Source organism: Ancylobacter sp., assembly GCF_965249975.1.
In the GTDB taxonomy this organism is placed as follows: Bacteria; Pseudomonadota; Alphaproteobacteria; order Rhizobiales; family Xanthobacteraceae; genus Ancylobacter.
Window position 1 is genome coordinate 517699 of record NZ_CBDFNE010000003.1, and the last position, 18811, is coordinate 536509.

Sequence of the window (18811 nt, forward strand, 5' to 3'; positions counted from 1 at the left end):
GCGGCGATGTCGGGGCAGCCGCGAAAATGGCGCGCGCAGCCCCGCCTGCCCCGCCGGCGCGGCGGGCGTCACTCGGGCGTCCAGGCCTTGTAGTCGCCCGTCACGGCGGGGCGATGACCGAAGCCGATGGCCGAGCCGGGCGGGTGGTAGGCATTGACGGTGCCGGTGGGGTTCGGCCGGTGCGGCTGCTCCCACTCGCGGGCGACATAGGTTTCCTCGCTCGGCGGCACGTCGGAGCGCTGGTGCATCCAGGCGTGCCAGCCGGGCGGAATGGCGGTGGCTTCGGCATAGCCATTATAGATCACCCAGCGGCGCTCGAAGCCGAGCGAGGGGTCGATCTTGCGGCCCTTGGTGCGGTAGTAGCGGTTGCCGAACTCGTCCGTGCCGACGAACTCTCCATGCCGCCAAGTGTGGAAGCGCGTGCCCATGGTCTGGGCGTTCCACCAGGTGAAGGTCTCGGTGATGAAGTCGGAAATCTTCACGGAATTCGTCCCTGCGCCGGCCGTCGATCTCGCGCGGAACATGCCACCCGCACCGCGCGAAGTCCAGCCGCGCGCGGCCCGGCGCGGCGCTTAACCACGGCTGCGGAACTCCGTGGCATAATAGGCCAGCGCCAGCAGCAGTACGGCGCCGCCCGCCACCGTCACCGCTCCCCAGCCGCCGAGTTCGTAGAGCGGGCTCGCCACGGCGGAGCCCAGAGCGCCGCCGAAGAAGAAGGTCGCGATATAGAGCGCGTTCAGCCGCGCCCGGATTTCCGGTGCCAGCATGAAAATGGCGCGCTGGCCGAAGACCAGATTGGCCGTCACCGCGCAGTCGAGCACGATGGCGCCGAGCGCCAGCACGATCAACGAGGACGTGCCGCTGCCGAGTTCGGTCAACAAGAGGCCGGCCAGCGCCAGCGCCAGCGCCCCGCCCGTCGCGATCCTCGACCATCCCCGGTCGGCCAGCCAGCCGGCGAGCGGCGAGATGACGACGCTGGCAGCCCCCGCCAGAGCGAAAAGCGCGATTCCCTGCTGGCCGAGCCGGAATTCCGGCCCGGCGAGTTCCAGCGGCACCGCCGTCCAGAACAGCGTGAAGACCGCGAACATGGCCGCCTGATAGAGCGCCCGGCGGCGCAGTACCGGCTGCGAACGCAGCAGGGGCCAGAGCGAGCCGACGAGGCGTGCGTAGCTGGTGCGCCCGCCGGGGTGGCGGGGCGGCAAGGCGAGACGCAGGCCGACCGCCAGCGCCAGCATTGCCAGCGCGGCGATGAGGAACACCGACCGCCAGCCGAACCAGTGGGCGAGCAGGGAGGACACCGGCCGTGCCAGCAGGATGCCGGTCATCAGCCCGCTCACCACGCTGCCGACCTTGCGGCCGCGCTCTTCCGGCCGGGCCAGATGCGCTGCGAAGGGCACGGCGACCTGCGCCACCACCGAGCCGATGCCGAACACCAGCGCCGCCAGAAGGAACACGGCCGGTGCGTGCGCGAGGAACGCCAAGCCGAGACCGGCCGCGGCGCACAGCAGGATCGCGGAGATGAGGCGCCGGTTCTCGACGATGTCGCCCAGCGGCACCAGAAGCAGCAGGCCGGCGATATAGCCGAGCTGCCCGACGGTGACGACGAGGCTGGCCAGTGTCTCGTCGAGGCCGATGTCGTCGGCGATCAGCGCGATCAGCGGCTGGGCGTAATAGAGATTGGCGGCGCCGAGCCCCGCCGCGAGCGCGAGCAGGAAAAAGGTCGGGGCGCCGGCGGCGGGGGGCGCGTCGGGGATCGAGGTCATCGGGGCATGCCAGGTTGGAAGAACGGTGTTGCCGGTCATTTGGGGACCCGGGGCCGCCGCTGTCCAGATGCCGATGGGTCAGCGCGCCCTTGCCGTCGTGCGAAGGGAAAATGGCAAAAGCGCAAAGTGCGGTGATGCCCGTCATCCCCACTGTTCACCGGCTGTTTCGAAGGACGCGGATTGGCGCTGGACTCAGCGGCCGAATCCCCTCTCGATTGGGGTTCGCCCCTGGCGGGCGATGTGTGGTGCCCCCATCTAGATTTAGCGATTTTTTCACACACTCCACACTAGAGTTTGTGACGCAAGGTTGACGGGCACGAAGGAGTCGGACAGTTTGGCGCCGTCGGTCGCAGCGTGATTTTAGCGGACCGGCTCATCCAGATTGAAGCGGGCTCCATCGCCGGTACCACCTTCCGGCGGGGCGTTTATGCGTTCCACGTGCGTACCAACAACACACCGGAACGCAGCGGTCGCTTGGCCGTTCGATTTCGGATGACGGGGTATGCGGACGCAGGTCCGAGGCTTTGAAGATCGATACGCGGGCCGCGGACAGGTCCGCCCGAACCGGGGACGAACCAGAATGCGCATCCAGCGCCGTTACACGCAGGCCGGCCGTTCACCCTATGCGGACATCGCGTTCCGCAAGGCGACGAGCGAGATTCGCAATCCTGACGGATCGGTGGTGTTCCGCCTCGAAGCCATCGACGTGCCGGAGCATTTCTCGCAGGTCGCCACCGACATCATCGCGCAGAAGTACTTCCGCAAGGCGGGCGTGCCGGCGCGGCTGAAGAAGGCCGAGGAGGAGACTGTCCCCTCCTTCCTCTGGCGCGGCGTCGCCGATGAGAAGGCGCTCGGCGCCCTCCCCGAAAAAGAGCGCTATGTCGGCGAGACCGATTCCCGGCAGGTGTTCGACCGGCTGGCCGGCACCTGGACCTATTGGGGCTGGAAGGGCGGCTATTTCGATTCGGAGGAGGACGCACAGGCCTTCTTCGATGAGCACCGCTACATGCTGGCCATGCAGATGGCCGCGCCCAACTCGCCGCAATGGTTCAACACGGGCCTGCACTGGGCCTATGGAATCGACGGCCCGAGCCAGGGCCACTTCTATGTCGACTATGTCACCGGCGAGCTGACCCGCTCCAAGTCGTCCTATGAGCACCCGCAGCCGCATGCCTGCTTCATCCAGTCCGTCGGCGACGATCTGGTGAACGAAGGCGGCATCATGGACCTGTGGGTGCGCGAGGCGCGCCTGTTCAAGTACGGCTCCGGCACCGGCTCCAACTTCTCCGCGCTGCGCGGCGAGGGCGAGAAGCTTTCCGGCGGCGGCCGCTCCTCCGGCCTCATGTCCTTCCTCAAGATCGGCGACCGTGCGGCCGGCGCCATCAAGTCCGGCGGCACCACCCGCCGCGCGGCCAAGATGGTGGTGGTCGATGTCGACCACCCCGATATCGAGACCTATGTCGACTGGAAGGTGAAGGAGGAGCAGAAGGTCGCCGCTCTCGTCACCGGCTCCAAGACCGTCGCCAAGCACATGAAGGCCGTGATGAAGGCCTGCGTGAATTGCGAGGGCGAGGGTGACGATTGCTACGACCCGGAAAAGAACCCCGCCCTGAAGCGCGAGATCCGCGCTGCCAAGAAGGCGCAGGTGCCGGAGAACTATATCCGCCGCGTCGTGCAGTTCGCCAAGCAGGGCTACACGGAAATCGAGTTCCCGGTCTACGACACCGATTGGGATTCGGAGGCCTATCTCACCGTTTCCGGCCAGAACTCGAACAATTCGGTGCGCGTCGATGACGCGTTCCTGAACGCGGTCGAGGCGGATGCGGACTGGAACCTGACCTCCCGCATCACCGGCAAGGTGGTGAAGACTCTGAAGGCGCAGGAGCTGTGGGAGAAGATCGGCCATGCCGCCTGGGCCTGCGCCGACCCCGGCATCCAGTTCCACACCACGATCAATGACTGGCACACCAGCCCGGCCGGCGGCCCGATTCGCGCCTCCAACCCGTGCTCGGAATACATGTTCCTGGACGACACGGCGTGCAACCTCGCTTCGCTGAACCTGCTGCAGTTCCGCAAGGCGGACGGCACGTTCGACGTGGAGAGCTATGAGCATGCCTGCCGGCTGTGGACCGTCGTGCTCGAAATCTCGATCCTGATGGCGCAGTTCCCCTCGAAGGAAATCGCGCAGCTTTCCTATGATTACCGCACGCTCGGCCTCGGCTACGCCAATATTGGCGGCCTGCTGATGACCTCCGGCATCCCCTATGATTCCGCGGAAGGCCGCGCCTATTGCGGCGCGCTCACCGCGATCATGACCGGCGTCGCCTACGCCACCTCGGCCGAAATGGCCAAGGAGCTGGGCCCGTTCCCGGAATACACCCCCAACGCGCCCCACATGCTGCGGGTGATGCGCAACCACCGCCGCGCCGCCTATGGCGAGAAGGCCGGCTATGAGGGGCTGAGCACCAACCCGGTGCCGCTGGACCATGCCAAGGTGCCCGAGAAGCTGCTGGTCGAGCGCGCCAAGGCGACCTGGGACCTCGCCCTCTCGCTCGGCGAGGCGCATGGCTACCGCAACGCCCAGACCACGCTGCTCGCGCCCACCGGCACGATCGGCCTGGTGATGGATTGCGACACCACCGGCATCGAGCCCGATTTCGCGCTGGTGAAGTTCAAGAAGCTGGCCGGCGGCGGCTATTTCAAGATCATCAACCGCGCCGTGCCGGAGGCGCTGCGCACGCTCGGCTATTCCGAGAGCCAGCTCGCCGAGATCGAGGCCTATGCGGTCGGCCACGGCTCCATCACCCAGGCGCCGGCGATCAACCACTCCACCCTGCGCAGCAAGGGCTTCGACGACGCCATGCTGGCGAAGATCGACGCCAGCGTGAAGGCGGCCTTCGACATCAAGTTCGTGTTCAACCGCTGGACGCTCGGCGACGAGGCGCTGGCCAAGCTCGGCGTGCCGGCCGACAAGCTGGCCGACCCGGCCTTCGAGCTGCTGCCCTTCCTCGGCTTCTCCAAGAAGGACATCGAGGCGGCCAACATCCATGTCTGCGGCGCGATGACGCTTGAAGGCGCGCCCTTCCTCAAGACCGAGCACTATCCGGTGTTCGACTGCGCCAATCCGTGCGGGCGCATCGGCAAGCGCTACCTCTCCGTCACCAGCCACATTCTGATGATGGCCGCGGCGCAGCCCTTCCTCTCCGGCGCCATCTCCAAGACCATAAACATGCCGAACGAGGCGACGGTGGAGGACTGCAAGGAGGCGTATCTGCTCTCCTGGCGCCTCGCGCTGAAGGCCAACGCGCTCTACCGCGACGGCTCCAAGCTGTCCCAGCCGCTGAACTCGCAGCTCATCGCCGACGAGGACGACGAGGAGGACGCGGTCGAGGCGCTGCTGGAGAAGCCCGCCGCCGCCCGCGCCACCCAGATCACCGAGAAGGTGGTGGAGAAGATCGTCGAGCGCGTCGTCGCCCTGCGCGACCGCGAGAAGATGCCGGACCGCCGCAAGGGCTACACCCAGAAGGCGGTGGTCGGCGGGCACAAGGTCTATCTGCGCACCGGCGAATATGATGATGGCCGCCTCGGCGAGATCTTCATCGACATGCACAAGGAAGGCGCGGCGCTGCGCTCCTTCATCAACAACTTCGCCATTTCGGTGTCGCTGGGCCTGCAATATGGCGTGCCGCTGGAGGAGTATGTCGACGCCTTCACCTTCACCCGCTTCGAGCCCGCCGGCCCGGTGCAGGGCAATGAGGTGATCAAGTACGCCACCTCGATCCTCGACTACATCTTCCGCGAGCTCGCCGTGTCCTATCTCGGCCGCCACGAGCTCGGCCATGTCGAGCCGAGCGAGTCGCATTTCGACGCGCTGGGCAAGGGCGTGGAAGAGGGCAAGGCCTCCCCGACCTCGGCCGCCTCGCGCATGGTCTCCAAGGGCCTGATGCGCGGCAAGAATGTGAGCCTGATGGTGGTGCCGGCCGGCACCCCGACGGCGCCCGCCGGCGCGGCCTCCAATGTCACCGCGCTGCGCGGCGGCATCCAGGGCGCCACGGCGCTGAAGGCGGAGCCGATGGACGAGGAGGAACTGGAGCTGGGCAGCACCGACGCCCTGCCCTGGTCCGCCCCCACCCCGGCCCCGGCGGCGAGCGGCCCGACCAAGGCGGAAGCCCGCGCCATCGCCCGCGCCAAGGGCTATGAGGGCGAAGCCTGCCCCGAGTGCCAGAACTTCACCATGGTGCGGAACGGCACCTGCCTGAAGTGCGAGACCTGCGGAAGCACGACCGGGTGCAGCTGAGCAAGGTCAGGCTCATGTTCGACCACCTCATCCATGCGGACTGGAGCATGGATGAACGGAAGAGGTGGATGACGATGGCCACCCGTCAGAAAGACGGGTGGCTTATCGATTCCGCCTTTAAGGCAGCTTCTCCCTCTGTCTTTGTTCAACAGCTCGCGGAGATTGGTCGGAATGGACGCGTTCTGGTCGGCTTCGACTTTCCGATCGGCGTTCCATCGGCCTATGGCGTGCAAACCGGCTTTGCTGATTTTCCGGCCGCACTGAGAGGCTTTGGAGAGGGCGACTGGTCCGACTTTTTCAGGGTCGCCGACACTTCCTCAGAGATTTCCCTACAGCGACCGTTCTATCCCCGTGTCTCCCGGAAAGGGTCGACACGGACTGACCTCACGACCGGCCTAAGCGTCCTGACGTTCGCCGACCTGTTACGGAAATGCGAACGAAGGACCGAGCATGGCCCTGAAGGTTGTGCCCTGTTCTGGACACTCGGCGGCAACCAGGTTGGCAAGGCCGCACTGAACGGCTGGCACGGGGTAATCCGCCCGGCCATGCTGGACGGTGCGCTACTTTGGCCATTTGACGGCACGTTGGCAGACCTGTCTCGGCGTGCCGGAGTTGTTCTTGCTGAGACCTATCCGGCCGAGGCCTATGCAATTTTTGAGGGTCGCTTTCTTCGACGAGAAAGCAAGAGCCAGCAGGCTGATCGCTTAGGCAAGGCTCCCGCCATTCATCGCTGGGCAAACACCAACTCAATTCAACTGTCCCCATCACTTATCGCTCAGATCGACGCAGGCTTCGGGCCGAGAAAGACAGGCGAGGATGCTTTTGATGCCTTTGCGGGCATGGTCAAGATGATCGAGGTGGTCGAAGGTCGTCGGAAAGAAATGAGCTATCCTTGGCCAGAGGCAACCGTCTGGGAGGGATGGATTCTCGGACGATAGCCCGCCCCCCGCCCGAGCGGGCCGACACACGCCAATCTGGATCCCCGATGAATCTTCCCCCCACCCTCACCACCCCTCGCCTGTTCCTGCGTCCACACCGGATGGAGGATTTCGACGCCTATGCCGCCATGTGGGCGGAGCCGGCGGTGGTGCGCTTCATCGGCGGGCAGCCGCTGAGCCGCGAGGCGGCCTGGGTGCGCTTCCTGCGCCAGGCAGGGCTGTGGCATCATCTCGGCTTCGGCTTCTTCGTCATCGAGGATCGCGTCAGCGGGGCCCTGCTCGGCGAAGCCGGCTTCCATGACATGAAGCGCACGCTCGAACCCTCCATCGAGGGCACGATGGAAGCCGGCTGGGCGCTGCGCACGGAAGCGCAGGGCAAAGGGCTGGCGGAAGAAGCGATGCGCGCGGTGCTCGCTTGGGGCGAGGAGCATCGCCACGGCGCCCGCTTCACCTGCATGATCGAGCCCGATCACGCGGCGTCGCTCCATGTCGCCGGCAAGCTCGGCTTCACCCGTTACGCCCAGGGGGTCTATGGCGGGAAGCCGGTGGTGCTGCTGGAGCGGCGCGCGACGGCGGACGCGCCCGCGCCATAGGCGTGAGCCGGATCAGCGCGCGCGGCGTCCATTGGCGAGCACGTTGCGGATCGAGAAGCTCGAATGGATGCGCGAGAGGCCCGGAAGGGTCGACAGGATCTCGGTGTGGATGCGTTCGAACTCCGCCGGTGTCTCGACTTCGACGCGCAGCAGATAGTCCGAACCGCCGGTCATGAGGAAGCACTCGCGGATTTCCGGGTGCCGGCGTACCGCCGCTTCGAAGCGGTTGAGGTAATCCTCCGTCTGCCGTTCCAGCGTGATGTTGATGATCACGGCAATGGCGGCATCGCGCGCGGAATGGTCGACCAGCACGGTGTAGCCGCGAATGACGCCGCTGTGCTCCATCGCCTTGATGCGCCGCTGGCAGCTGGAGGGGGAGAGCCCGACCTCGGCGGCGATCTGCGCGCTCGGCATGCGCGCATCCAGGCGCAGCAGGCGCAATATGTTGCGGTCGATCGAATCCAAAGCGCTCACGGCGATTCCTTCGAAAAATTCGCTGATACGTGCAAAATGGCGCATCGATGCAGCAATCATGCACAGATCGCGGAAAATGTGCATGATTGCTCCGCTATACTCAATCCTCGTTCGGCAAGCGAGGATGAGGCGGGCGATGTTCGGCGAGATCTCCAATGACCAGACGGCGATCGACACCGCGCCGGGTATCTTGACCATCGATCTCGGGGCGCTTGCCGCCAATTACCGGCAGCTCAAGCAGCGGGTCGGGGCCGCGCGCGTGGCCGGCGTGGTCAAGGCGGATGCCTATGGCCTTGGCGCGGCGCGCGTCGTCCCGGCGCTCCATGCTGCGGGATGCCGCGACTTCTTCGTCGCCCAGTTCAGCGAGGCGCAGGCCATTGTTCGCACCCTCGGCCGCGACGCGCGGCTCTATGTGCTCAACGGCCTGCAACCCGGCGCTGAGCGCGCCTGTGCGGAGGCGGGTATCATTCCCGTCCTCAACAGCCTCGAACAGCTCGCCAACTGGTCCCACTGCGCCCGCGCCCGCGGAGCGGACCTGCCGGCGCTCTTGCAGTTCGACACCGGCATGTCGCGCCTCGGCCTGCCGCCGGAGGAAGTCGACATCCTGCTTCAGCAACCGTCGCGGCTGGAAGGCGTGCGCCTGCTGCATGTGATGAGCCACCTCGCCAGCGCCGACGAGCCGGACAGCCCGCAGAACGCCGAGCAATTGGCGGTGATGCGCCGTTTCGCGGCGGCGTTTCCCGGCATCGAGCCGTGCTTCGCCAATTCCGGCGGCATCTTTCTCGGGGCGGACTATCACGGCGCGCTCGTGCGCCCCGGCATCGCGCTCTATGGCGGCGCACCGACCGCCGGCGTGCCGAACCCGATGCAGCCGGTGGTGCGGCTCGACGCGCGCGTGGTGCAGACCCGGCTCGTGCCGGCGGGCGCCCTGGTCGGCTATGGCGGCGTGCATGTCACCTCCGGCGAGCGCCGGCTCGCCACCGTCTCGGTGGGCTATGCCGATGGACTGCCACGCGCGCTGAGCGATCGCGGCGCGGTCTATCAGAGCGATGTCCGGCTGCCGATCGTCGGGCGCGTGTCCATGGACAGCCTCACCGTGGACGCCACCGCGCTTGCCCCCGGCACGCTCACGCTCGGCACGCTGGTCGAGATCATCGGCCCGCACCAGACGCTGGAAGACGTGGCGCGCGACGCCGGCACCATTCCCTACGAAATCCTCACCGCGCTCGGCAGGCGCTATCATCGCGTCTATCGCTGAGCGCGCGGGCAGGAACAGACCAGAGGCACCTTCCGATGAAGATCGTCATACTCGGCGCCGGTGTGATCGGCGTCACTTCCGCCTATTACCTCGCCAAGGCCGGCCATGAGGTGACGGTGCTCGACCGGCAGCCGGGCCCGGCGCTGGAAACCAGCTATGCCAATGCCGGCGAAGTCTCGCCGGGCTATGCCTCGCCCTGGGCCGCGCCGGGCATACCGATGAAGGCGCTCAAATGGCTGTTCATGAAGCACGCGCCCTTGATCATCCAGCCGCGTTTCGATGTCGCGACCTGGCGCTGGATGCTGGCGATGCTGAGCAATTGCACCGCCGCACGCTATGCCGTGAACAAGGGGCGCATGGTCCGCCTCGCCGAATATAGCCGCGACTGTCTGGCCGAGCTGCGCGCGGAAACCGGCATCGCCTATGACGAGCGGATGCAGGGCACGCTCCAGGTGTTCCGCACCCAGAAGCAGCTCGACGGCATCGGCAAGGATATCGAGGTGCTGCGGGCCGACGGTGTTCCCTTCGAGGTGCTGGACCGTGCCGGCTGCGTCGCCGCCGAGCCCGGCCTCGCGCGCGCGGCCGAGAAGATCGTCGGCGGCCTGCGCCTGCCCGGCGACGAAACGGGCGACTGCTTCAAATTCACCACCGCCCTGGCCGCCCGGGCCGAGACGCTGGGCGTGAGCTTCCGCTACGGGGTCGACATTCGCGGGATCAAAACCGCGGCCGGGCGTGTCGTCGCCGTGGAGACAGCGGCCGGCGAGGTTCATGCCGACCGCTTCGTCGCCGCGCTCGGCAGCTTCACGCCGCAGCTTCTCGCCCCGCTCGGGCTCGACCTGCCGATCTATCCGGTGAAGGGCTATTCGATCACCGTGCCGATCGTGGAAGAGAGGCTGGCGCCGGTCTCGACGGTGATGGACGAGACCTACAAGGTCGCCATCACCCGCCTCGGCGACCGCATCCGCGTCGGCGGCATGGCGGAAATCGCCGGCTTCTCCACCAGCCTGCCGCCGTCCCGCCAGGCGACACTGGTGCAATCGGTGGAGAGCCTGTTCGGCGGCGCCGGCGACCAGAGCCGGGCGTCGTTCTGGTCGGGCCTACGGCCGATGACTCCGGACGGCACGCCGATCATCGGCCGGACGCGCTACCCGAACCTGTTCCTCAATGCCGGCCACGGCACGTTGGGCTGGACCATGTCCTGCGGCTCATCGCGTGTGCTGGCCGACCTCATCAGCGACCGCACGCCCGACATCGACGGGGACGATCTGGCGCTGGCGCGCTACGCGGCGTGACGCGGGACAGCGACAGCGGGGCACAGGGCCGTGACGCCCTTCAAGGGTGCGCGCGGGTTCTCCCTTGCCCCGCTTTCCCCGCGAGGACGGCTTTTACGGCCGCCTGCCTGTCGAATGCGCCGTCCCCGGCAGTGCCCCCATAGAGCGCGGCATCGAGGGCGGCGGTCTCGCAGCCGCTCACGTACAGTCCGAGGTCGCGGCGGCGGCGCAGATAGGCGTCGCACGCCCGGCGAAGGGCAAAGAGATCTCCGGAGCGGGCCGCGCGCTTCAGCTGTTGCCGCGTCGGATCGAAGGGCGAGAACCGGCGAAGCGCGCGCAGCAGCGGCGCTCGCCGGTGCGGCGTGAGCCCGGCAAGGCACAGACCGAGCCCGGTGAGCGCCCCCGCGATCCCAGCCGCCACACCGGCCGCCATAGGTCCGGCCGGCAGCCGGCCGGTGCCGCTCCGATTGTCGTGGAAGCTGGCATAGCCGAAGGGCAGCGCGGGGATTTCCGCTGTCCGCATCTCCCGGCTTGCCGTGTCGAACCACGGGATGGGGACGGGTGGCAGCACGCCGGGCTCCCCGGTCGTGGGCCGCAGATGCCATTCCCACACAACCGTCGTCACCGGGCCGGCGGGGGTCGGCCGCATGTCGCGCTGTTCCGGCGCGGCGAAGCTTATCAGCCATGGCGCGCGCAGGACGGGGCGCGGCGGCAGCCTGTGCGGCAGCGTGCCCTCTGCCGTCAGCGTGACGCGGCGCACCAGAGTCTCGCCATCGCGCAGCGCGCCTGGCGCAGCCGACAGGGCGTCCTCGATCGTCAGCTGGCGGGCCGACAGCGGCGCGCCCTCGCCGGGATACGGCGCGATGGCGAGGCTGACTGGCGGCGCCACGACGTCGAGCGGGGCTCGCAGGTTCTTCTCATCGACCACGGTGAGATGGTGCTCCACCGGGCCGAGCGTCAGCGTTCCGGCATGGCGGGGGAAGACGGCGAGGCGCCGTTCGAACACCCGGACGGTACGCCCTTCAATCTCCTCGTCGCGCCATTGGTCGCGCGCCAGCTGCAGCCAGTCATAATCCTCAGAACTGGGAAATGTCAGCGTCTCCAGCGCGATGCGACTGGTGTATTCGCCCCTCAGCGTGACCGGGATCATCTCGCCGACGACCGGGCGCGCGCCGTCCGGCAGCAGCAGGCGCAGACCGTCGCCATAGGCATCACCGGCGATCAGAAGCAGCAACAGGCCGACCCACCTCACCATTTTTCGGCCTCCTCGGGCCGCAGCAGGCCGAGCCCGGCCCGCCGCTCATATTCCTTGCGCAGACGCAGGCGCAGAAATTCGCCGGGATCGTCGGCCAGCGTCTCAAGCCACGCATCCGAGGCCGCGAAGCCGCGCGCCTCGATCGGCTTTTTCCAGGTGGGATCAGGCGTGCTGGCGATGATCGGCGCCTCCATCGGGTCGCCGGGGACGAGGCCGCCCGCGCCCGGCAGCCGGCCGGGTACGGTGGTCTCCCCCGTCGTCTTCGGCACCATCGCGTCGACCAGATCACGGAGCCGGCGCGCCTCGTCGTCGGACGGGTTGCCGAACAGCACCGCGTCGACATAGGCGACAGAGAGCGCGTGCTGTCCGGTGGCGGCGAGCGTCAGCGCCCGATTGAAGGTCTGGCTGCGCCCCGCCTCGGCGAAGGCGGCGTCGGCGCCGGCGTAGTCGCCCGCCCGGTACAGAGCGAGCCCCCGTGCTGCCGGATCGTTCAGCACGCGCGCGGCCGTGCCCGGCGCGCCGAGCCTCAACAGAAGGCGGCCCCAGGCAGCGGGACCGGCGGCAAGCACGCAGGCGAGCCCGACCACGGCGACGAGAGCGAGACGTGGGCGCAGGCCCGCGTTCATGCGCGCCTCCGGAACAGGCCCAGCAAGGGCAACCCCGCCAGCGCCGCGAGACAGGGGCCGAGATCGAGATAGGCCAGCGTCGAGAGCGCCGGATCGCGCTCCAGACCGCCCCGCTGCGCCAGCCGGGCCAGAACGGGGGAAGGGGCGCGGGCAGGCGCGGCGAGGCTTCCCAGCACTTCAAGAGCCGCAGGATCGCTCACACCGCCGGCCGATCCGGTCAAGGTCAGCACGGAGAGCCGCACGCCATCGCCAGCGAGACGCTGCGCCTCCCCCTGGGCGGCGCCATCGACACCGCCGCCATCGGAAATCAGCACGAGATCGGCGTCCGGGCTCGCCCGCAGCATCTGCCGCGCCAGCGCCAGCGCACTCGCGGGGCGGCTTCCACCGTCCGGCATGGTGTCGCGGGCGAGCACGGCGATATGGCTTTCCAGCGTCGCGGGGTCCGCCGTGGGCGCCGCCACTTCATACGCCTCGCCGGAATAGAGCAGCATGCCGACCGGCCGTCCGGACACGGCCGTCAGAAGAGCGGCGGCGGCGGCCTGCGCATCGGCAAGGGCCGGGCCTTCCGCGACCGATGGCGACATGTCGAGGGCGATGACAACCGCTCCGCTGCCCGCCAACACCGGCGCATCCGCGCGCGGCACGGCGGGACCGCACAGGCCGAGGCTCAGCAGGAGCGCTGAGGCGAGCAAGCCGACGCCCCGGCGGCGGGCCCCTCCCCCCAAATGCCCCAGCGCCCGCATCGCCTCGAACATCACCGGTGGCATCACCCGTTCCCAGCCGCCGGCGGCGGGTCCTTGCCGCCAGAGCCACAGCGCGAGGACGACGAGCAGCGGCAGGGCAAGGAGCCACCAGGGACGCAGGAGAACGAGATCGCTCATCTGCGCCTCCACGCCGCCAGCAGCACCACCAGCGCCAGCGCCGCGCCACCGGGCCACATCCAGAGCGGGCGCCAGTAGCGCAGCGGCGGGCGCTTCATCGGGTTCGGCTCAAGTTCATCCAGCGTCGCCGCCATCGCTTCGAGATCCGCCATGCTGCGCACCCGGAAGCTGGTGCCCCCGCCGGCCTCGGCGATCTCCCGCAAGGCGACCGCGTCCACGGCATCGCGCGACGCCGGCTGATGCTCGATATCCTCGGGGCCGAGCGCGATGGTATGCACCCGCACCCCATGGCCCGCCGCCAGCCGCGCGACATCCGACGCCAGAACCTTGCCCGCCGTATCCACCCCGTCCGAGAGCACGACCACGACCTTGGTGGTGGCTTCGCTGCCCATGATCCGCCGCGTCGCCAGCCCCAGCCCGTCCGAAATGGCGGTGGAGCGGCCCGAAATGCCGATCTGGGCCACCTCGATGGCGCGGGCGACGGACGCGACGTCGAAGGTCGGCGGCTGCGCGACATAGGCCCGGTCGCCGAAGATCACCAACCCGATGCGGTCGCCCTGGCGTGCCGCCACGAAACGCGCGGCGACGCGCTTGACCGCCTCCAGTCGCGAGAGCGGGGCGCCATCGAGAACGAAATCCTCCTTCAGCATGCTGCCGGAGAGGTCGAGGGCCAGCAGGATTTCCCGGCCCGACGCCGTCACCAGATCGCGCGTCGCAGCAACCTGAGGGCCGGCGAGCGCCAGAACCAGCGCGCTCCACGCCGCGAGGAGAACCGCTTGCCCGGCCCGATCCTCGCCGTGCCGCGCCGGCAGCGCTGCGGCGAAGGTGGCGGGCGCCACAGCAAGCCCGGCTTCCCCCGGCGCCCGCGCCGTCGGAAGCAGGCGCACAAGCAGCGGGAGCGGAAGCAGCAGCAGGGCGAGCGGAAAGGCGAGGGAGACAGAGCCGATCACCGCTGCGCCCGCCGTGCCTTGAGAGCGATGCGCTCGACCGATTCCGGCGACAGCGGCGGCGCGCTGCCATAGGCCATGGCGCGCAGCTCCTGCGGCAGATGGCCGAGCAGACGGCCGATCGCCAGCACCCGTTCCTGCGGCGGCATCCCCCTTGTGGCGCGGATGAGCGCGCGCCGCGACGGACGCCGCGCGAAGAAGGGGGCCGCCAGCAGCGCGAGCAGCGCCGCGGCCAGCAGCCCGGCGCCGAACAGCAGCAGCAGGTCGGCGGCGCTCATCTGCATGAGTGCCGGCGGCAGGCGCCCTTCCGGCAGGGCCGCAATGAGTTCAGCCTGCGTCATCGGCGACCACCTCGAGGCCGACATTCAGGACGCGGAGACGCTGCGCCAGCGCGGCATGGTCGAACGGGCACAGCCGCGCGAGGCGGGAAACCCCGCCGGCCCTGAGCGGCAGCGCGAAGGCAGGAGGCGCGGTCTCGATCCTGTCGAGTGGCAGCAGCACACGGACGAGACGGCGGCGGGCGAGCCGTGCCAGGGCCGGCTCGTCCTCCGGCGCCAGGCCGTCCGGCCCCGTGGCGACAAGCACCTCGCCGCCGGGCGGGCACAGCCGCACGGCGCGGGTCAGCCCCTCCTCCAGCGACGGCCAACCGCCGCCCACCCCGAGCGCGCGGTCGTGGCAACTGGCGAGCATGTGGCTGATGCGGACCATCTGCGGGACGCCGCCGGCCAGCGGTACGGTAGCCAGACCCTCGGCGCTGACGCCGATCGCCGCCAGCGAGGCCCCCCGCGCCACCGCCTGCCACCCTCGCCGCGCCGCCAGCCGCGCCGCGCGCACCGAGCGCAGCGCGGCGCCCGTGCCCCAGAGCATAGGCCGGCGGAAATCGACGATCAGCAGCAGCGTATCGTCCCGGTCCTCATGAAAGCTGCGGATATGCGGAATGCCGGTGCGGGCGGTGGCGGAGGGATCGATGCGGCGGGCGTCATCGCCTTCGGCAAAGACGCGGATCTCGCGCAGATCCATCCCCGCGCCCGGCGCCCGGGCGGGAACGGCGCCGGGCCGGCGGGACGCCGGCTGGGCGTGCCCGGTCCTGGGTGCCCCCTCGCGCAGCGCCAGCAATTCGCGCGCTTCAAGCCGAAGGCCGGGCGCCGCCAAAGCGGGGGTCACCATGGCTCGACCCGACGCAAAATGTCGGCGACGAGCGTTCGCCCGCTACGCCCCTCACCGATGGCCGACCAGCTCGGCACCAGGCGGTGCGCGAGCGCATCGGGCGCGAGGGCGATGACATCTTCCGGCAGCACATAGTCACGCGCCCGGAGCCAGGCGCGCGCCTGCGCTGACACCGCCAGCGCCAGCGTGCCGCGCGGCGAGATCGGATGCTCCACCCATTGCGCGACCGCGCCGCCGGGCCGCGACGCCATGACCAGCCGGACGATGAAATCCTTCAGCGCCGGTGCCAGATGCACCCGCGCCACTTCGTCCTTCGCGGTCCTAAGCGCATCCGCGTTGAGTGGGAGGGCGAGGAAGGCGGGGGCGTCGATGCGCTCGGCGGAGACCAGATCGAGAATGGCGCGCTCCTGCTCGGCCTGCGGAAGGTCGAGCGAGAGATGCAGCAGGAACCGATCCATCTGCGCCTCCGGCAGCGGAAAGGTGCCCTCGTGCTCGATCGGGTTCTGCGTCGCCACGACCATGAAGGGCTCGGGCAGCGCACGGCTGACGCCGGCCGTCGTCACCTGGCCCTCGGCCATGGCCTCCAGCAGCGCCGACTGCACCTTGGGCGGGGCGCGGTTGATCTCGTCCACCAGCACCAGCGCGTGGAACAGCGGACCGGGCACAAAAGCGAAGCCGCCGCTCTCGGGGAGGAACACCTGTGTCCCCGTGAGGTCGGAGGGCAACAGGTCCGGCGTGCACTGGATGCGCGCATGGCTGCCGGGAAGGTGCGCGGCGAGCCGCTTGACCGCGCGCGTCTTGGCGATGCCCGGCGGCCCTTCGATCAGCACATGGCCGCCGGCGAGAAGGGCGATCAGCAGCCGCTCCACCAGCTCTTCGTGACCTATCAGACCGGCGGCGACAGCGGCGCCGAGCTGCGCGACCGGATGGCTCATCTCGTTCATGCACCGGCTTCCCCTGGCAGACACCAGCGCCAGCATGGAGAACCCGGCCGAAGCGGCCAGAGACAGCCTCCCGCCCGATCCGGGAAGATCGCCCGGGTCAGAGCGGCAGACGGGCGACCGCGCGCATGCCGTTTTCGACCGGGGAGAGCTCAAAGCTGCCGCCCAGCGCATCGACCCGCTCGCGGATGCCGAGCAGGCCGTAGCCATCGTCGATGGCACCGTCATGGCGGGGCGAACCGTCATCGGCGGTGGTCAGGGTGATGGCGTCGCCAACCGCGATGTGCAGCGAAATATGCGTCGGCGTGCCGTGCCGAACGGCGTTGGTCACGCATTCCTGGGCGATGCGGTAGAGGCTGAGCGCCAGAGCGTCGGGCACTGCGTCGAGCGGACCGGCGAGCGTCAGATCGAAACGGACCCCCGGCACGCGCGTTCGCCAGTTGGCAATCATGCGCTCGACGGCCGGGCGCAGGCCCAGATCATCGAGGTCCGGCGGCCGCAGCCGGGACAGCTCGGCCCGCAGGCTGTCCATCATCTGGCCGGAGATTTCGGCGATGCGCGCCCCGTCCTGTGCCGTGCTTTCGCCCGATTGCGCGATCGCCGCCGCCATGGCCCGGGTGGCGGTGAGGCACTGGCCGAACTCGTCGTGCAGCTCGCGCGCCAGCGCCCGCCGCTCATTCTCCTGCACCGAGAAGAGCCGGCGCGTCAGCTCGGCCCGCACCGCCTGCGCCTCCTGCAGAGCCGCCGCCGTCTCGTTCACCGCGCGGCTCAGCCGGTCGAATTCCGTCACCCGCAGCCGTGGCAGGCGGGCGGCGAAGTCGCCATGCTGCAACCGCTCGATGCCGCGCACCACGCTGGCGAACGGCGCCAGCAGGCGGATCATGAGCAGGCCGGTCAGCAGCGCGCCGCCAATGGCCATGCCCACCGCCACCCGCATCAGGTCGCCCGTGCGGGCCCAGGCGCGGGTGACAATGACACCGGGATCGGCGATCGCCGTCACATAGGCGTCGGTGACGTAGCGTGTGCGCACCGGCACGGCGACCGGCGCCGGCACCAGGCCGAGCCGGTTGGCCAACCAGACGAACCAGTCCGGCGGCGTGGGCGCCGCCACATAGGGCCCGCAGCGGCGCTGTACCGGCTGGTCGCGGGGCCCGAGTTCGACACATATGCCCGGCGCAATGAGGCTCCAGGCCGGGAATTGCTGCCAGTCACGAAACACCGGCGTCGGCGCCACGCCGCCGAAGGCCAGCCCCTCGAAGCTGGGGCGGGCGGCGATGGCGTCGGATACGAGCGTGGCCGTCGTCTGCGCGTCGCGGCGCGCCGCATTCGCCGTGTCCCACAGCACCCATCCCGCCGCGACGACGAGAGTGAGCAGCCCGGCGACCAACACCCGCACGACGAGTTGCGGAACAAGGCCGCGCATCAGGGCACAGGCACGAGGCCGGCGCGCTGCGCCTTGAGCACGAGGTCGGCGTCGCCCGACGCGCCCAGCTTGGCCCGGATCTGCGACAGGTTGTTCTGGACGGTCTTGGACGAGAGCTGGAGATCGCGGGCGATGGCGCGCCCGTTCAAGCCCCGCATCAGCATGAGGAGAATGTCCCGCTCGCGCGGGGTGAGGCCGGCGGTCGGGTCGTCCTCGACCACGCTGCGGGCGAAGTCCTGCGCCACGTCGGTGGAGAGAGCGCGCCGCCCGCCCATCACCGTCGCGATGGCGCGGACCAGCTCGTCCGGCGGGCTGGACTTCGAGACGAAGCCGCGCGCCCCGGCCGCCATCGCCTTCTGAGCGAACACGGCCCCCTGATGCATCGACACGATGAGAATGCGCGCCCGGGGATCGTCCGCGAGGATCGCCTCCACCGCCGGGAAGCCTCCCCCGCCCGGCATGGAGAGGTCCATCAGCACGATGTCGGGCCGGTGCTCGGCGAAGGCCGCCCGCGCCGCCTCTCCATCGCCGGCCTCGGCGACGACGGAAAGCCCCGCCTGGCGTCCGAGCAGGCGGCGATAGCCTTCGCGCACAATCGGATGATCGTCGACCAGAAGAATGCGGATCGGGTCCATGGACAGACGATAGCGCGGGCGGCGCAGGGCACCAAGAGCCGCGCCCCTGACCCGCGGCGTTGCAGAGTCTCCTGCACGTCGTTGATGGTGGAGATGGTGCTCGTGATCCTCGGGACCGCCGCGACGGCGCTCGGCGTGGAGTCGCGGACGGTCGAAATCTGCGCCGAAATCTGCCGATGATCTCGGCTTCGCGATGGCCCATGAGATCGAGAAAATCGGCTTTGGAGCTTTCGTTGCGGACGCTCCTGCATCGCCCTGTCGGGAGCCGCATCGTGAGGAAGCGTTGCCGGCGTGCCGGCCCGTCTTGATCTCTGGCGCCGGTCTTGCCATCTCAGGCGCCTC

General features: G+C 69.1%; 17 protein-coding genes. 5 read left to right on the forward strand and 12 right to left on the reverse strand.

Annotated elements, in window-relative coordinates; all coding sequences use genetic code 11:
• Window positions 1-68 precede the first annotated feature (68 nt).
• Window positions 69-476, reverse strand: a complete 408-nt coding sequence (locus ACP2AH_RS02670) for an NADH:ubiquinone oxidoreductase subunit NDUFA12 (protein WP_425104714.1) — start codon at window positions 474-476, stop codon at window positions 69-71.
• Window positions 477-572: 96 nt separating this feature from the next.
• On the reverse strand, window positions 573-1763 hold the full coding sequence (locus ACP2AH_RS02675; protein WP_425104375.1) for an MFS transporter: 1191 nt from the start codon (window positions 1761-1763) through the stop codon (window positions 573-575).
• A gap of 580 nt (window positions 1764-2343) precedes the next feature.
• Between ACP2AH_RS02675 and ACP2AH_RS02680 the strand changes: the two genes are divergently transcribed.
• The 3 genes from ACP2AH_RS02680 to ACP2AH_RS02690 are packed head-to-tail and all read left to right on the forward strand — an operon-like array spanning window position 2344 to window position 7591.
• A complete protein-coding gene (locus ACP2AH_RS02680; protein WP_425104376.1) occupies window positions 2344-6060 on the forward strand; it encodes a vitamin B12-dependent ribonucleotide reductase in 3717 nt (1238 codons plus the stop codon).
• Window positions 6061-6074: 14 nt separating this feature from the next.
• Window positions 6075-6998, forward strand: coding sequence for a DUF429 domain-containing protein (locus ACP2AH_RS02685; protein WP_425104377.1), 924 nt, complete (start codon window positions 6075-6077; stop codon window positions 6996-6998).
• A 47-nt stretch (window positions 6999-7045) separates the two neighbouring features.
• Window positions 7046-7591: a GNAT family N-acetyltransferase gene (locus ACP2AH_RS02690; protein ID WP_425104378.1), complete on the forward strand. Its 546-nt coding sequence runs from the start codon at window positions 7046-7048 to the stop codon at window positions 7589-7591.
• A 12-nt stretch (window positions 7592-7603) separates the two neighbouring features.
• Here ACP2AH_RS02690 and ACP2AH_RS02695 read toward each other — a convergent pair whose 3' ends face one another.
• Window positions 7604-8065, reverse strand: coding sequence for an Lrp/AsnC family transcriptional regulator (locus ACP2AH_RS02695; protein ID WP_244377105.1), 462 nt, complete (start codon window positions 8063-8065; stop codon window positions 7604-7606).
• A 136-nt stretch (window positions 8066-8201) separates the two neighbouring features.
• On the opposite strand from ACP2AH_RS02695, the gene alr reads away from it, so the two are divergent.
• Both alr and ACP2AH_RS02705 read left to right on the forward strand, forming a co-directional pair.
• Complete coding sequence (gene alr, locus ACP2AH_RS02700) at window positions 8202-9323, forward strand: alanine racemase (RefSeq protein ID WP_425104379.1); 1122 nt, start codon at window positions 8202-8204, stop codon at window positions 9321-9323.
• A gap of 35 nt (window positions 9324-9358) precedes the next feature.
• Window positions 9359-10615 (forward strand): D-amino acid dehydrogenase, encoded by a 1257-nt coding sequence (locus tag ACP2AH_RS02705; RefSeq protein WP_425104380.1) that lies wholly within the window; start codon window positions 9359-9361, stop codon window positions 10613-10615.
• A 40-nt stretch (window positions 10616-10655) separates the two neighbouring features.
• On the opposite strand, the gene ACP2AH_RS02710 is transcribed toward ACP2AH_RS02705, so the two are convergent.
• The 9 genes from ACP2AH_RS02710 to ACP2AH_RS02750 all read right to left on the reverse strand — a co-directional run bounded on the left by ACP2AH_RS02710 (window position 10656) and on the right by ACP2AH_RS02750 (window position 18469).
• Window positions 10656-11828, reverse strand: coding sequence for a hypothetical protein (locus ACP2AH_RS02710; protein WP_425104381.1), 1173 nt, complete (start codon window positions 11826-11828; stop codon window positions 10656-10658).
• Window positions 11829-11842: 14 nt separating this feature from the next.
• Entirely contained in the window at window positions 11843-12475 is a 633-nt protein-coding gene (locus ACP2AH_RS02715; RefSeq protein WP_425104382.1) for a hypothetical protein, read from the reverse strand.
• On the reverse strand, window positions 12472-13356 hold the full coding sequence (locus ACP2AH_RS02720; RefSeq protein WP_425104383.1) for a vWA domain-containing protein: 885 nt from the start codon (window positions 13354-13356) through the stop codon (window positions 12472-12474). Before ACP2AH_RS02720 ends, ACP2AH_RS02715 begins: the two co-directional genes overlap by 4 nt.
• The gene (locus ACP2AH_RS02725; RefSeq protein WP_425104384.1) at window positions 13353-14306 is read right to left on the reverse strand and encodes a VWA domain-containing protein; all 954 of its coding nucleotides are present in this window, start codon (window positions 14304-14306) and stop codon (window positions 13353-13355) included. The genes ACP2AH_RS02720 and ACP2AH_RS02725 overlap by 4 nt, the downstream gene beginning before the upstream one ends.
• A complete protein-coding gene (locus ACP2AH_RS02730; RefSeq protein WP_425104385.1) occupies window positions 14303-14644 on the reverse strand; it encodes a hypothetical protein in 342 nt (113 codons plus the stop codon). The genes ACP2AH_RS02725 and ACP2AH_RS02730 overlap by 4 nt, the downstream gene beginning before the upstream one ends.
• Complete coding sequence (locus ACP2AH_RS02735) at window positions 14631-15470, reverse strand: DUF58 domain-containing protein (protein WP_425104386.1); 840 nt, start codon at window positions 15468-15470, stop codon at window positions 14631-14633. The genes ACP2AH_RS02730 and ACP2AH_RS02735 overlap by 14 nt, the downstream gene beginning before the upstream one ends.
• A complete protein-coding gene (locus ACP2AH_RS02740) occupies window positions 15464-16414 on the reverse strand; it encodes an AAA family ATPase (RefSeq protein WP_425104387.1) in 951 nt (316 codons plus the stop codon). The genes ACP2AH_RS02735 and ACP2AH_RS02740 overlap by 7 nt, the downstream gene beginning before the upstream one ends.
• Before the next feature lie 97 nt (window positions 16415-16511).
• On the reverse strand, window positions 16512-17834 hold the full coding sequence (locus ACP2AH_RS02745; RefSeq protein ID WP_425104388.1) for a histidine kinase: 1323 nt from the start codon (window positions 17832-17834) through the stop codon (window positions 16512-16514).
• Window positions 17834-18469 (reverse strand): response regulator, encoded by a 636-nt coding sequence (locus ACP2AH_RS02750; RefSeq protein ID WP_425104389.1) that lies wholly within the window; start codon window positions 18467-18469, stop codon window positions 17834-17836. The genes ACP2AH_RS02745 and ACP2AH_RS02750 overlap by 1 nt, the downstream gene beginning before the upstream one ends.
• Window positions 18470-18811: the final 342 nt, after the last annotated feature.